Below are 14,806 nucleotides of genomic sequence, written 5' to 3'. Positions count from 1 at the left end.
GAACGTGCAATCGCATCCGTATTCCGTTCTTACCGCGTCCGATCTGAGCGGCCAACTGATCTTCACTCCGTGCCCCGGCACCAAGGACACGTCGGTGTCCGAGGCGCTAGCCACGCTTCGCGATGCCGGCGCGGTGGCTCTGGTGACCCTGATGCCAGAAGACGAACTGCTGCAGAACGAAGTCGATCTACTTCCCGAGGAATGCCAACTGCAAGGGATCGAATGGTTCCACTTGCCAGTGGAGGATGACCAGGCGCCCGGTGAAGCTTTCTCCACTGCGTGGGAAACCAATCGAGATCGCCTCAAGGAGCTGGTCAATGGCGGCCAGAAGATCGCCATCCACTGCAAGGGCGGCTCTGGTCGCACAGGCCTGATCGCAGCCCAACTGTTGATCGAGTGCGGCATGCCCATGCGAGAAGCCGTAGCCCAGGTACAAGCCCTTCGTCCCCGTGCGATTCAGCACCCTGCACACATTAACTACATCAGCCAGTTCGACAAAAAATCGCCGAACGCTCGCTAACCGCACTCGAGAACAAAAACATGGCCATCAAAGTAGGCATCAATGGTTTCGGACGTATCGGTCGCCTGGCGCTGCGCGCGGCATGGAACTGGCCGGAGTTTGAGTTCGTACAGATCAATGACCCGGCTGGCGATGCTGCGACGCACGCCCACCTGATCAACTTCGACTCGGTTCACGGTCGTTGGCATCACGAAGCGAGCTCCGACGGTGACTCGGTGGTTATTGGTGGTAAGCGCATCAAGATCACGGCGAACAAAGCCATCGCTGACACTGACTGGTCGGGCTGCGATCTGGTCATCGAGGCCAGTGGCAAGATGAAGACCGTTGCCGTGCTGCAGACCTACCTGGATCAAGGTGTGAAGCGTGTTGTCGTGAGTGCGCCGGTAAAGGAAAAAGGTGCGCTGAACGTCGTAATGGGCGTCAACCAACACCTGTTCGACCCGGCTCAGCATCGCATCGTGACGGCAGCCTCCTGCACCACCAACTGCCTCGCGCCGGTGGTGAAGGTGATCCACGAAAACCTTGGTATTCGCCACGGTTCGATCACCACCATCCACGACCTGACCAACACCCAGAGCATCCTGGATCAGCCACACAAGGATCTGCGTCGTGCTCGTGCGTCAGGTATGAGCCTGATCCCTACCACCACTGGCTCTGCCACCGCCATCGCGGAGATTTTCCCGGAGCTGCGCGGCCGACTGAATGGCCACGCCGTTCGCGTCCCGCTGGCAAATGCTTCGCTGACCGACTGCGTCTTCGAAGTCGAGCGGCAGACCAGCGCGGACGAGGTCAACCAGTTGCTCAAGCGCGCCGCCGAGAATGAGCTGAAGGACATCCTTGGCTACGAGGAGCGCCCACTGGTTTCCATCGACTATCGCACCGACCCGCGCTCCTCGATCATCGATGCGCTCTCGACCATGGTTGTGAACGGTACACAGGTGAAGCTGTATGCCTGGTACGACAACGAATGGGGCTACGCCAACCGCACTGTCGAACTGGCGAAGCTGGTCGGCCTGGCTGGCTGAAGGAGCGGGGCCCGATCATGAAGGCGCTATCGTCGCTCTCACCAGAAGTTCGCCAGTACCTGCTGGTAACGGGCAACTACTGGGCTTTCACGCTCACCGATGGCGCCTTGCGCATGCTGGTGGTACTCCACTTCCATTCTTTGGGGTACTCGCCGCTACAGATCGCAGCCCTGTTCCTGTTCTATGAGTTCTTCGGTGTCGTCACCAATCTGGTTGGCGGTTACCTGGGGGCGCGGGTGGGACTGAACCGCACCATGAACATCGGACTCGCCATGCAGGTCGTGGCGCTGCTGATGCTCACCGTGCCGTCTGCCTTGCTCACGATACCGTGGGTTATGGGAGCCCAAGCGCTATCCGGCATCGCCAAGGATCTCAACAAGATGAGCGCCAAGAGCTCGATCAAGCTCCTGGTGCCAGATGCTCAGCAAGGCAAGCTCTACAAGTGGGTGGCGATCCTTACAGGCTCGAAGAATGCGCTCAAAGGCGTGGGCTTCTTCCTGGGTGGCGCGCTGCTGGCCTTGCTCGGCTTCAAAGGCGCCGTGCTGGCCATGGCCGTGGTGCTAGCCCTCATCTGGGTCGGCAGCATGCTGTCGCTGAAAAAAGACCTGGGCAAAGCCAAGGCCAAGCCCAAGTTCCGCGACATGCTCTCCAAAAGCCGAGCAATCAACATTCTCTCTGCTGCACGGATGTTCCTGTTCGGTGCTCGGGATGTCTGGTTCGTCGTCGCGCTCCCGGTCTATTTGAGCGAGACGCTGAGTTGGGACTTCTGGCTGGTCGGAGGTTTCCTTGCCGCGTGGGTGATCGGCTACGGCATCGTCCAATCCTTCGCGCCGGCATTGACCGGCAAGAAGCGAGGTCACGTCCCCGACGGTCGCGCTGCCTTCATCTGGGCGCTGATACTTGCGGTGCTGCCGGCCGCCATCGCCCTTGGTCTGGATATGAACCTCTCTGCTCAGATCGTGCTCCTGGGTGGGCTGATGCTGTTCGGGGCGCTCTTTGCCGTGAATTCCTCGCTGCACAGCTATCTGATTGTCTCGTACGCCAAGGAGGACGGCGTATCGCTGGACGTGGGGTTCTACTACATGTCCAACGCCATGGGACGCCTAATCGGCACGGTGCTTTCCGGGTGGGTATTCCAGGCCTACGGACTGGTGGCCTGCCTTTGGATCTCTGCGGCATTCGTTCTCCTGGCCGCGCTCATTTCAATCGCCTTGCCCAGACATGCAGAGGTGGTGACCACCCCGAACTGACTAGGGGTGTGAATGCATGAGACTCCTGCCTTCCTGGGCAAGGCAGGCCCGAAGACCTGATGCAATGTGGAGGCACATCATGAACAGGTTGATAGGGTTACTACCGCTTCTCGTCTCCGCACTGTGGCTTAGCGCGTGCGACAAACCGAGCGACGCCCACAAACCCGTTGCCGGCATCGAACAACCGATTGCCGGCAGCTGGTTCGATGGTCAGTGGCGGGCCGAAGCATCATCCGCATCGAGTCCGCCCCTCCTTACGATCTCTGCAGAGGGGCTGCGCTGGGGGGACTGCAAGGCCTCTGGCGACGGGCAGGTCAGCATCAATGGAAAGCAGGCAACCTATGCCATCACGAGCGGATTCGACTGCATCAGCAGGGACGCGACATTGACTGGCGTGGTGTTAACCCAACGGGGCAATTGCGAGCTTCTGTTGGAAGCGTATGCCTCCGATGTCGAGATTGAGAATGGAGTTCCCGCTATCCGGAACACCTACCTCAAGAGTGGCTGTACGCCGTAGCGGCAAGAGGGCGTAATAAACTTCATGTGCAACTTATCGTCAGGCTGACACGTTCACCATGGCACCAAACCAGCTTCTGATCGGGAAATCAGCGTTCATCGTCAGGGCGCAGTCTCTGCCCAATGGCTACAACCAGCGCCCTGGCATGACCCTGTTGCTGGCTGACGGCGAACCGCTCGAGTTGGAGATCGATGGTTTACCAGCCGCCACCTCGGAGGCTTGGCTGTTGGCACCCGAAATACGTCGCCGTTTCCTGCGCCCGCAGCCGCATACGAGCATCACCGTCGAGCCAAGCCACCCGTCATATCTTCGAATGTTGCGCTGGGCCCGTAGCAGCCCTGATGCGGCGCTTCGAGTCGACGTACCAGTTGCCTCTCGCTTCAGGCTGGCCTCCGCAACCACGCAGCAGACCTTCGATGACGCGCTGAATGAGTTGCTTGCTCTGCATGAGCAGCCAGAGATCACACCAAGCCCGCGCCTGGAGTATCTGTTGTCACTGGTCGAGGCATCAGGCGAAGACAGCACCGCAGAGCAGATTTGGGGAGCATTCCGGTCTCGCTATTCCAGTACCCAAGCACACTGCTCCCACTGGCTACAGGAGTCGCTCGGTTTGCCACTGCGCAAATTGCTGCTGTGGCGAAAGCTCCGGCGTGCCCTGGAGGGGCTCAATGACCCGAATGGAGCCACCGCCGTCGCTCATGAAGCAGGTTTTGCCGACTCAGCCCACCTGTCCCGCATCTGCCTGCGGACTTTCGGGCTTCGCCCTTCACAGGCGAACAACAACAAAATCCTTCAAGTAAGCTGGCTGCAGGATTGCTGAAACTCTCCCTCACATCTTGAGGGAGGCATTAGATGCCACATCTGGACACCTGGGCTGTCAGCGGCCTTCTGGTTTTACTGGGAAGCTTCGAGTTGCTTGCCGGACGCATGCTGAACAGGCGCCAATCCGACGAGCTTGCCGTTGACGCGATCAGCCTTGCCCAGTTCGCATTGCTGATTAAACCAGCAGTCATCGCCGGAGCTGCGTTGATCCTGGCCCAACTGGCACCTGGCGCAGCTGGTCAGCTGGGCTCGCTTCCACTTTGGCAGGCGGTTCTGCTGGTCATAATCCCTGCTGACTTCATGCACTACTGGTACCACCGACTAGGCCACACCATTCCTTTCATGTGGCACATGCACCGTACCCACCACACCGCAACGGCAATGAGCATCAGCGTTGCCTACCGGGAGAACTGGCGTTGGTTCTTGTTCATGCCGGACATCTGGTACGCCGGGGCTCTCGTCTATCTCGGCCTAGGCGAGGCGGTGCTCATCGCTCACCTGATTTTCGGTTGCGCCAACGTATTGGTGCACAGCGCGTTCGCCTGGGACAAGGTGCTCTACAAATGGCGCTGGCTGGCGCCCGCTACCTGGCTGCTAGAGCGGCTGGTTCAGCTGCCTAGCACGCACCGCGCGCATCACGCCGAGCTTGATGAGCACGGCAAGCCGCCCCATCACAACTTCGCCCAGTTGCTGTTCATCTGGGACACGCTGTTCGGAACCGCGAACTTCACTCGCGACCGATACCCAGAGCGATATGGAATCCCGAATGATCCTGGTGATCCGTGGTGTGCCCAGCTGTGGTGGCCCTTCTGCAGATCGCGGAAAGCAGATAGTGAATACAGGTGAAGCCGGCGACGAGGCGTCCGTAAACGTCCGCTATGGGCCGGTAGCGGCTGCTATCGGCTGCAGCAGGTCGTGGCTACGGTGTGACTGTTGTGGCCGCATGCAAGCGGTGGTCAGCACGAATGCATATGCTCGGCCAGGAGTTGGTCAGGAGGAATGCAATCGGGTGGCCAAGTCAGTGCAATTGCGCAGGTGACAACAATGCCGGCAAGTCAACATTGCTGGAAGCAGTGGACCTGGTGCTTGGCCCAGAACGCCTCAGTCGCCGCCCCGTAATAGACGAGCACGATTTCTATGCCGGGACGTATGTAGACCCGGTCAAAAAAGAGGTGGTTCCGATCCAGATCGAGGTTATTGTCGCCGGCCTCTCCGATGAGCAGCAGCGGCATTTCCGCGACCACATCGAATGGTGGGATGCGCAGGCCAAAACGTTACTTGTGGGGGCTCCCCCGGAAAGGACAGACGCCCCTCACGTTGGTGCAGCAATGCGCGTCTTCTTCAACGGCTGGTATGACGTAGAAGAGGATGACTTCTCTGGGGATACCTATTACGCCACTCCTGAAACACCGGATGGTTCCTACCTGCGCTTCTCTGCACCCGACAAGCGAAAGTGCGGTTTTCTCTATTTGCGCACCCTGCGAACCGGCACCCGTGCACTCAGCTTGGAGCGAGGCTCTTTGTTGGACGTGATCCTTCGACTGAAGGAGACACGACTGACAATGTGGGAGGACCTGCTCGACCAGCTAAGGGCACTGCCAGTTGGAGAGACCGAAGACATCGGCGAGCTGCTTGCCGCAGTCCAAGATGCCGTGCGGCACTACGTACCATCCGACTGGGCAGAAGACCCTCACATGCGTGTCTCGGATCTCACCCGAGACACGCTCCGCCGAACACTGACCGTCTTCATGGGTACGGGCGCAAAGAGGCCGGACGGTTCCGTCTACTCTGCGCCATATCAGCACCAAGGCACTGGCACGATTAACACGCTGGTGTTGGCTCTGCTGTCCATCATCGCCGAACTCAAGCAAAGTGTAATCTTCGCGATGGAAGAGCCAGAGATCGCGCTTCCGCCGCACACCCAGAAGCGAATCATCAATTCTCTGCGCCAGAAGTCAGCACAAGCCATCTTCACCTCTCACTCACCCTACGTGCTGGAGGAGTTCGAGCCTGCCCAGGTGGTGGTTCTCAAGCGAGTGGCCGGTGTCATGACCGGAATCCCTGCTACATACCCACCATCAGTCAAGCCCAAGGCTTATCGCACCGAATTTAGAACTCGATTCTGCGAAGCCCTACTGGCCCGTTATGTACTCGTTCTTGAGGGTCGTACGGAGTACGACGCATTGGCTGCCGCCGCCCGCCGGCTTGGCGAGTTGGATCCCACACGATTCAAATCACTCGAAAACCTTGGGGTAGCCATCGTCGACGCTCGCGGGGAGACCAATGTCGCTCCGCTGGGTGCATTCTTCCGGTCACTCGGTAAGACCGTGTTTGCGGTGTTCGACAAGCAATCGCCGGAGGCACTCGCAGCCATCAAGGCCTCAGTCGATCATCCTTACGAGTCTGCGAGCGCAGGCTTCGAAGACCTGGTGCTGCAGGGCGCATCTGAGGCCGCACTCCGCAGCTATGCCGCTGCTGTAGTTGCCGGAGGCGATTGGCCGCAGCATCTCGCGGCATGGACACCAGCAGCCGCAACGCCGTTGGCTGATCTGCAGGCTGCTCTGTCGAGTTATTTCAGCTGGGCTAAGGGTGGTGGCGACGCCGGCGACTTGCTCGCCTCCTGTCAAACCGCCGACGACATGCCTGAATACGTGAGAACCACGTTGGCAGCCATCAAGAACGTCATTGAGCCACCACGGCTGCCTCCATTACCTCCCCAGGCAGCCGGCATGCCCCTTCTCCCAGAAACTGCAGCCAAGCCGGCACCATTGGCAGCCGCCTATGGAAGGTTTCAACCGTCCCCGCCCCAGCCTTCGACATGACTGAAGTGTGGAGCGATCAGAAGCGCGGCTTCCTGGCGTGCACCGGGCACGCCCTAGCGCTGGGTGGTCCTGGTGGAGGCAAAACACACGTCGCGCTGGTGAAGGCTCGCGATGAGATTCGCTCAGGAGTACTCAAGCCAGGCCAGAAGATTCTCTTCTTGAGCTTCGCCAGGCCTACCGTAGCGCGCATCATCGAAAAGGCTTCTGAGCTGATTTCTCGTGAGGACCTGAAGCAACTGGAGGTTAGTACGTACCACGGTTTTGCATGGAGCATTCTCCGGAGCCATGCCTATTTGCTGAATGGCAGGCGAAGCCTGCAGCTCCTGCCACCGCCAGAAGCAGCAGCGCATTTGACTGATATCGATAAGGCCCAACACGAAAATGAGAAGCGGCGCCTTTTCGAGCAGGAAGGCCGTCTGCATTTCGATTTGTTCGCAAGCTTGGTCAGCGACCTGCTTCGTCGAAGTGATCGGCTAAACACCATCTTCTCCGACACCTATCCCATAATCATCCTCGACGAGTTTCAGGACACAAACAGTGATGAATGGGCGCTGATTCAGCAGCTTGGAAGACGCAGTCGCCTCATTGCACTGGCAGACCCCGAACAGCGAATCTACGAGTTTCGAGGCGCTGACCCCAGGCGGGTGGGCGACTTTCTGGAGAGCTTCAGCGCCGCTCACTTCGATTTCGCCGGTGAAAACCATCGCAGCGGCGGTACCGATATCGCAACCTATGGGAACGACCTTCTCACCGGGGCGAACAAGGGCAGGACCTATCAACAGGTCAAAATCATTCGCTACGGCTTCTTATATGGAAAGAGCTCGCACTTCAGCGCCAAGACCGCAGTTTACTCGGCATTGGAACGGCTCAAGAAAGTACCGGACAAGTCGATCGCGGTTCTGGTGCCATCCAAACGGCTAATGCTTGAGCTTTCTGACTATTTCTCATCCACGTCTGATGGTCTGCCGGAGCTATATCACGACGTTGCAATGGATGCAGAGCCGCCGGCTCTAGCCGCTGGCGTTATCGCCACGCTACTGGAGGGAGGTACGGCTAGCGATGTGGCAAGCCGCATGCTCGGCGCACTTCACTCGCACATTCGCGGACGGCGCGGAGGCAAGCCTACACCTCAGACGGAGCTTGACCTGGCAGGCGCTCTTAGCGGTTTCCTTTCCACGGGAAAGATCCGCGGTGCCAAGCGCCAGTTGATTGTCAGCGAAGTTCAACGGATCTCAGAGTTGCGGCAACGACTGGAATTCACAGGTGACCCTTCGGAGGACTGGCTATATCTGCGCGGCCTGTTGGCATCCTCCACCGCGGAAGCCTTGAGGCAAGTAGCAACGGATGCCCGCTACTTACGACTTCTTCATCGAGGCTCGGTACTGCGCACCAGCTTGGGTGCCCTGTGGCGTGCCCAGGGTGGGTACAGAGGTGCTGAAGAGGCAGTCCGCAGTGCCTTGATGCAGGAGCATTTCGCTGCTGCTCAAAAAGACTGGCGCGGCATCCATCTCATGACAATTCATAAGTCCAAAGGCAAAGAGTTCGACGAGGTCATCATCTACGAAGGCCTATACCAGCGCATCGCCAAAGCCCCGCAGGACCCAAAGACCTGCGCTCAAGACCTGTTAGCTCTACGGGTAGGAGTGACTAGAGCGGTACGCCGTACTACCGTTGTGACGCCGAAGCGCGAACCTTGTCCTTTCCTGTGACTCTGCATTGCGGGGCACATCAAAGCATAGGAAGTTTCTAATTCAGAAGCGGTCCTAAAGCGGATTCAGTCATAGCAGAAAGAAATCAGGTTATTGTGACTACTTGCAAATAAGAAATCCGAAACGACGCAGGCAAGACTATCCATGTCGAGACTAAGTAGCAGAGCCACGAAGGGAATGGGCCACCACACTTGGTAACTCATAACTCTTCGTCCTGAGTTGCAACAAAGCCTCTTTCACAATTAAAATTGACTCTGCTAGAGCCCTATTTTCACTACTCTTCGCTTCACCCATCAAAGCTTCAATAACACTCATCGCCTCGGCGGCGACGTTTGCAGAATCCTTGTATTCAACCTCAAGCTCTTCGTAGGCCCAATCTACATAGCGCCACATGCTATCAAGCGAAGAGTGACCACTGAGACTCGCGACCTTTGAGAGAACAGTAGTAAGTGCCTCAACGCCAATTGACCCCCGGCTGCTCAAAGATCGAAGCCTAGCCATAACCTGCAATGTAATATATCGGTGCCTAAGCATGTGAGCGGATACCCGCTCAGTAAGGCCCGCCTCTGCCCGGAGATCAGAAAACAACTGTGACACTGTTGAGGGCGCCATCTTGAACCCCTCTCTGGTGCAAAACAGCCAGTCCAGATCTTTGAAGCCAATCTTTCTCCTCTTTAATCTCCTAATCTGAATAGAGCGAGTAACATCGATATACTCCAAGAGCATTCTAAACGTTTCGTCTGAGATAGGTATTAACCTGTAAGGATTGCCTTTTCTTTTAGATGTTCTTACGGGCAATTTCCGGTCAGCAGATGCCCCTACAATATCAGAAACTCGGATCCAAGTTAGCTCTTCTCTACGTATGCCCGTATCTGCAAGGAGAACAAGCATACATCGATCACGGCTGCGACGAAAATTAGTTTTGGCAGTCCATTCACAAGAATCCAGCAGAGCAGATATTGCATTAGAAGAAATAGGGCGAACTGTACGAGGAATGCTTGCAGGCACCATCGCATGATGCTGGGTTCGAACCCTTACAACACCTTGCTTACTCTTCAACGAACGCAAAGAAATTGTTACTTGAGCCCCCTGCCCTAATGAACCCACTAAACGCTTTCCAACCAACAAAGTTTGATACCATTCTAAGAACGATATAACCCGCAACAAAATTCTATTTATGTGGTTCCCAGAAGATTTTTTGCGCTTAATTAACCAGTCTGAAAATGAAACCAGCACATCATCACACACTTCCTCAATCACCACCTCAGACTCAAACAAAAAACGTACAAACAAGGATAGTTCTGATGCATAAGTGTTAATTGTGGAAATAGCGCTATTTGAGCGCCTAAGATGAAGGAAATAAACGTTAAGCTGCCAACATATACAACCATCTGGCCAATACATCACCCTCATTTCGGGGGCCGCCCATCGCTCCGACCTCCTCAACTTATCATATCCAGGCAAATAAAATTCTTTAGAGGAAGTGCGCCAAAGCCGACCAGCCGAAGTCATTTCACAACCTTAATGTGAGGATTTTTTTCATATCGCCGATAATGCCGTTGCAACTCAGACTCTGCTAAATCTGACCGCAACGATAATCTCTTCAGCCGTTCAAGCAAATCCAAGTATCTAGCGGTCATGTCTAGCGCAGCATCTACCGCTAACTGAGAGCTTAACTTCCAAGCATCAACATCATCAGAAGACTTTTTTCGGATCAGCTGTCGGGAGTCGCCGATGATCAAAGCAGCATCACGTAGAAGCTGGGAAAGTCCACCTTCATATAGCCCATTCACATATTTCCGTAATGTTTTATGACTTAAAGGAGTAATTCCAAGAGACTCATTATCCCAAGCAGCTAGTTTTGAAACAGAGGTGAAAGCTGATAGCTCACTCTTAGAAGGGGAAGGAGTTGCTCTAATCCTATCAAACTCAGAGATTCTACAAGCAGCGCTCCTAGCGGCAGTTTCAGATAGGACTTTGATGCTTGATGCAATTTGGCCTTTACCAAGTCGAGGCATCGGCACCCTCCCTAACTGAAACTGCCACCGTATACCTCTTTCTTTTTCCAGCATTAATTTGAATTGGGGTAGCGGTGTATACACCTTTTTCCGACAATAATTCTAGGTAATCTCTTAACTCATCCTCATGCATGACGTTGATTTTTTCAGTGCCAAAATGCTTAATAAGGATATTCCTGAGTTGCTGAACGCCATGAGATTGATCATCAGAGCAAACTGCAGAAGTAGCCAACGCAGCTTCGGATGCACTGAGCTCTTTTCCTGTTAAGCTTTCTTTAATGTAGCGCCAGGTTTCCCCAATATCTTCATGCCCCATAAACCAAGAAAGCGCCGGCAAGGAATTCTCCAATCCTCCGAAGTGAAAAAATGTCATAGCAAAATAGCGGCGAAGTTGATGTGGGAGCACCACCCATCGTTCTCCCGAGTTATCAACAAGTTTTAGGTACTCACTAAGCTCCTTTAGAAAAACATAAGCATCAGCCACATTGAATGGAGAGGCACCTCTGACGTTAACTTTAAAAAACGCCTGCGACTTAAATAAAATATCACTTGAAGGCACTATGATTTGCCAAAGTTTTTTTAGCGCATTTAAAGATAATAAACACTCATAAACAAGGCGCGGAACCGGCTTTTCCATCGGCTCACGCATATTATCAAACCCAGTTTTCCTCAGTAAAACAGAAAGATAGAATCTACCGTCAACCTCATAACTAGCGCTTTTATCCAGATCAACCAGTTCATTTCTGCGACAACTAGTCAGGACACCGATCAAGCAGAAGCAGACGGCCGTATGAAGCCTCAACAAGAAAATCGAGAATGGAAACTGAGTTCTAATTTTTGCCTCAGAGATAAGAGGATCCACCTGCATTCGTCTGTAAGCATCAAAAGCAGAGACCAGTCCATCTGGAATCGGAACAATTTCTTCTGATATGGATAACGCCGTAAACACTGAAACATTCGACTCATCCATTATCGACCGTGAAAGAGGAACAACTTCATTGCAGTAATAGTTGAGTGCCGGATACGTATCAATCATCCATTTGCCGCAACCGAACATAAGACTTCTTCCCGTAGAAAGAGGCAAGGTTCTTGTTCTACCGTTTCCTCCGATGCGGAAAGGCCGCACAATATCCGATATTAAATAAGGATTACCTATTTCTACATGCGATTGAATAGGCAGAGAAGATAGCAGTTCACAGAAATTAACCATCCAGTTTGATAGAGCAGTTGTGGCTCTTGATGCCCCGTTCTCGCTGGACTTACCTCCAGCCTCACAATCAAACCCATGCGTCAAGTATCTTCTGAACTCGGTAGATTGAGATAACCGTTTGTAGTCAACCCCCAAAGCAGCCGCAGCGAAGCGCAAATTTAGATTACCGTTACCATCCAGTGCTCCTAGTTTTCCCAAATGCTCGGAAAGTGATATTGGCTCAATTCCATCCTTGGAATTTGCTAGATAATCTTCCCAGCGCTGTATGAAAGCCCCTGTTCCACTAACACCTCCTACCTCTGCCACTCCAAGAAACTCAACTACGTCATCCACCCCAAAAATAGAAAACCCCTCTTCAGAAAACTTGTTTCCATATCGAACAGCAAGAAACTCAGCTAGCCACAACAGATATAAATGAAAGTGAAGAATGCCTCTTAACGATCTAGCGACTTTAAGAGCTCCATCATAGGCGCACACCACTATCATTTTTGCCTGTTCCAAAGGAACCGCATAAACAGGGCTTGTGAAGCTTCCGCTTGGCAAAAGCCTGTTCCAATTTAGACGAACACCACCTTTAATGGTGCCGTCTACATTCCGAACAACCACCCCTGAGTCTACGACCCATGTAGAACTTTCCAGCTCATTAAGAAGCCATGCAGGTCTGTATATATGATTTATTTTTCTAGTTGTTCGATCAAAAAAATCAATGACTCCGACCGGTAATTTGTGTCGACTCATCACCCCACCTCTGGCAGGATAACCATAGCCGACATCGCTTCTTTCTTCAAAAGCGCCTTCTTGACAAGATTACTTAAATCGCTCATTGATAACGGAAGTGGTGCCATAACTGCGTCAATGAAGTCCATCCAAAATTTCGGTGTGATGCCAGTAAGACTGTCTGGCCTATTTAGGAAGGTTGGGGTTGCTTTGTCGAGAGCATCCCGATAAAGCATTGCAACCGCAAGCGATTCAGGATCATTAGATATGACGAGTCTGGACAAGGTGGCAAAATCAAAGGTTAGCTTTTCGGATGTTTCCCTTCTTTGCGCTTCCAATTCACTTTCAAACAAATAATTATCGATGGACTTAAGAAATTCATGTAATTGTTCCACTGTTCTAAAGTCCGAAATCTTCAGCATTTCGCTTTCTTCATCCATCGCTGAAGTGATTAGTAGATTCTGATGCCTACGGATCTGCCGCTCAAAAATTGCACGCTGCAGCGCAAGCGGAATATAATTATTAATAGTAGTTTTAATGTGCTTATGGCCAAATGCCTTAGCTGTAGCAACCAAGTCGCCATTAGTATTAAGATATGTCGCCACACCCACATTTACACGAATTGCCTTATAGTTGATCTTATCTCTCCACGGCATGAGCACCGGGTGTCTATCTACAAATGAATACGCCCTTGTACTAAACTCTTCCTTACCTGTCGAACGCCAAATTGGATTCATATAAAGCGCTCCTACCAACGCCTTCTCAGAAAAGGACTTCAAGTCATAGTTCAAAGAGCTTATTCCCACCCAAAGATTAGAAGCCTCCTCGTTTCGCCCCTGCTTTCTCAACTCTTCTCGGATAGGGGCAGTCCACTCCATTACTTTCGAAATAACGTCTCTCGCCAAGTCACTCAATATTTCTGATTTCTGCTCCCTAGCTCTCGGCTTTTTAACCGTAAGGCGCAAATTATTTCCATCGGCAGACGACAGGAGGATTGCGAATCCATCCGCGTCTTCAATTTTGGCTCTGTACAATGAAGTCGAATTGAACTTTGGATGCTCTATCATTATCAAGAGCATGCAAACTGCCGCAGCCTCGCTATTCATTAATCCTAAATACGGGATGAGCTTATTCTTTCCGTATTTAGCAACATATTGCCAATGAGAATTTCCGCTGTTTGATACCGGCCTTCTGTCACTCGACTTGAATTTTCGATGAGGCTTAGGGATCCCCCCCATCTCATGATGAACAACAGAAAGTAGGTTTCCAAGCAAGTTAGGATGTCCACCGTCTGCCTCAAAGTAATGGCGCCTAGTGGAAAAATCAAAATACCTCATAAGCCACGGATTCTCTTTCATAGCCGTCAGATAACCACAGCCGGTATTCTTTATCAGCGCATCTCCTTCTGCCTGTTTCGACTTTAGTAGATTAAAGTCCTCTAGCGCGCACGACTTAATTGTATCCAGCACACGATTTATTCTAGCAGTGTACTCGGTCAGGTACCTTTCATCAGAAGCAGTTAAAGATATTGACTCAAAAAGATCGTCATTGTATGAGTTTTTATCCGGTCTAAATGATTTCGGCACCGAAACAACCGCAGCACCATCAACCACTGATTGCCTTTCAGTTAATATTTCTGATTTTCCTGGAGCTCGAACGTATGCACCTATAGTGATATTGGGGATAACTTCTGCAACTACTAGAATCTCAATTAGTCTTACGAAAGATATCCACTTATTTGAGGTCGTTGTGAGGGCCAACCCCTTTTCTGTCTCATCGGTATAAAAGCTTCTCCGAAGCTCAGATAGTTGAAGTTTGAAGTCATCCGCATCTGTATCCTTAGGTTTTTTCCAGCCTCTCTTTCTATGCATCATTGCCCAATACTGGAGAATACGCCGTATAGCGTATGTAGGGGCCGCACTTGTGTAGCGTCTAGAGAAGCGCGAAATGCCTTTCAAAAAGGGATCTGCATCCTCACCCAACCACTCAGTCAGGAAGTCAAAGCTGACGACCGTAAATCCTGACTGGCGGCCATCGTTCCTGACCTTCAGTTCTAGCCCAGACTTCTTTTTCCCTGATGAAGCTTTTCCCTTGGTGGAGCGTGCGCGCTTAGCCATTTTTGCTCTCTAGCAGCTGAGTTTCGGGCGCATGCTCCACGACGGTTCTATTTCCCTCAATAGGGTTTGCTAACAAAAG

Annotated in this window: 12 protein-coding genes; 8 read left to right on the top strand and 4 right to left on the bottom strand. The window is 52.8% G+C overall.

Going from position 1 to position 14,806, the window contains the following annotated elements; all coding sequences use genetic code 11:
* Window positions 1-4 precede the first annotated feature (4 nt).
* The 8 genes from LT948_RS32205 (at window position 5) to LT948_RS32170 (ending at window position 8,665) form a co-directional block, all read left to right on the top strand.
* A complete protein-coding gene (locus tag LT948_RS32205) occupies window positions 5-520 on the top strand; it encodes a cyclin-dependent kinase inhibitor 3 family protein (RefSeq protein ID WP_020750917.1) in 516 nt (171 codons plus the stop codon).
* A 20-nt stretch (window positions 521-540) separates the two neighbouring features.
* Window positions 541-1,545, top strand: a complete 1,005-nt coding sequence (locus tag LT948_RS32200; protein WP_003109848.1) for an ArsJ-associated glyceraldehyde-3-phosphate dehydrogenase — start codon at window positions 541-543, stop codon at window positions 1,543-1,545.
* A gap of 17 nt (window positions 1,546-1,562) precedes the next feature.
* Window positions 1,563-2,795 carry an organoarsenical effux MFS transporter ArsJ gene (arsJ, locus tag LT948_RS32195; RefSeq protein ID WP_003109849.1) on the top strand — a complete coding sequence of 411 codons (1,233 nt, stop codon included), beginning with the start codon at window positions 1,563-1,565 and terminating at the stop codon, window positions 2,793-2,795.
* Between the two features lie 79 nt (window positions 2,796-2,874).
* Window positions 2,875-3,312: a hypothetical protein gene (locus LT948_RS32190; protein ID WP_020750918.1), complete on the top strand. Its 438-nt coding sequence runs from the start codon at window positions 2,875-2,877 to the stop codon at window positions 3,310-3,312.
* A gap of 58 nt (window positions 3,313-3,370) precedes the next feature.
* A complete protein-coding gene (locus LT948_RS32185) occupies window positions 3,371-4,132 on the top strand; it encodes a helix-turn-helix domain-containing protein (protein ID WP_019396504.1) in 762 nt (253 codons plus the stop codon).
* 32 nt (window positions 4,133-4,164) lie between these two features.
* Window positions 4,165-4,980, top strand: coding sequence for a sterol desaturase family protein (locus tag LT948_RS32180; RefSeq protein ID WP_003109852.1), 816 nt, complete (start codon window positions 4,165-4,167; stop codon window positions 4,978-4,980).
* Between the two features lie 125 nt (window positions 4,981-5,105).
* The gene (locus tag LT948_RS32175; RefSeq protein WP_003109853.1) at window positions 5,106-6,956 is read left to right on the top strand and encodes an ATP-dependent nuclease; all 1,851 of its coding nucleotides are present in this window, start codon (window positions 5,106-5,108) and stop codon (window positions 6,954-6,956) included.
* On the top strand, window positions 6,953-8,665 hold the full coding sequence (locus LT948_RS32170; RefSeq protein ID WP_003117144.1) for a UvrD-helicase domain-containing protein: 1,713 nt from the start codon (window positions 6,953-6,955) through the stop codon (window positions 8,663-8,665). Before LT948_RS32175 ends, LT948_RS32170 begins: the two co-directional genes overlap by 4 nt.
* A 153-nt stretch (window positions 8,666-8,818) precedes the next feature.
* On the opposite strand, the gene LT948_RS32165 is transcribed toward LT948_RS32170, so the two are convergent.
* From LT948_RS32165 to LT948_RS32150, 4 genes are all read right to left on the bottom strand, one after another.
* On the bottom strand, window positions 8,819-10,069 hold the full coding sequence (locus LT948_RS32165) for a tyrosine-type recombinase/integrase (RefSeq protein ID WP_171885274.1): 1,251 nt from the start codon (window positions 10,067-10,069) through the stop codon (window positions 8,819-8,821).
* 104 nt (window positions 10,070-10,173) lie between these two features.
* On the bottom strand, window positions 10,174-10,683 hold the full coding sequence (locus tag LT948_RS32160; RefSeq protein WP_124082609.1) for a hypothetical protein: 510 nt from the start codon (window positions 10,681-10,683) through the stop codon (window positions 10,174-10,176).
* The gene (locus tag LT948_RS32155; protein ID WP_014834171.1) at window positions 10,667-12,631 is read right to left on the bottom strand and encodes an integrase; all 1,965 of its coding nucleotides are present in this window, start codon (window positions 12,629-12,631) and stop codon (window positions 10,667-10,669) included. The genes LT948_RS32160 and LT948_RS32155 overlap by 17 nt, the downstream gene beginning before the upstream one ends.
* Window positions 12,631-14,727: a hypothetical protein gene (locus tag LT948_RS32150; RefSeq protein ID WP_020750937.1), complete on the bottom strand. Its 2,097-nt coding sequence runs from the start codon at window positions 14,725-14,727 to the stop codon at window positions 12,631-12,633. Before LT948_RS32150 ends, LT948_RS32155 begins: the two co-directional genes overlap by 1 nt.
* Window positions 14,728-14,806 lie beyond the last annotated feature (79 nt).

Source organism: Pseudomonas sp. CP-1, assembly GCF_021213715.1.
GTDB classification, from domain to species: domain Bacteria; phylum Pseudomonadota; class Gammaproteobacteria; order Pseudomonadales; family Pseudomonadaceae; genus Pseudomonas; species Pseudomonas aeruginosa.
Note: the sequence above shows the minus strand (reverse complement) of the source record. Positions and strands in the feature narration are given on the sequence as shown.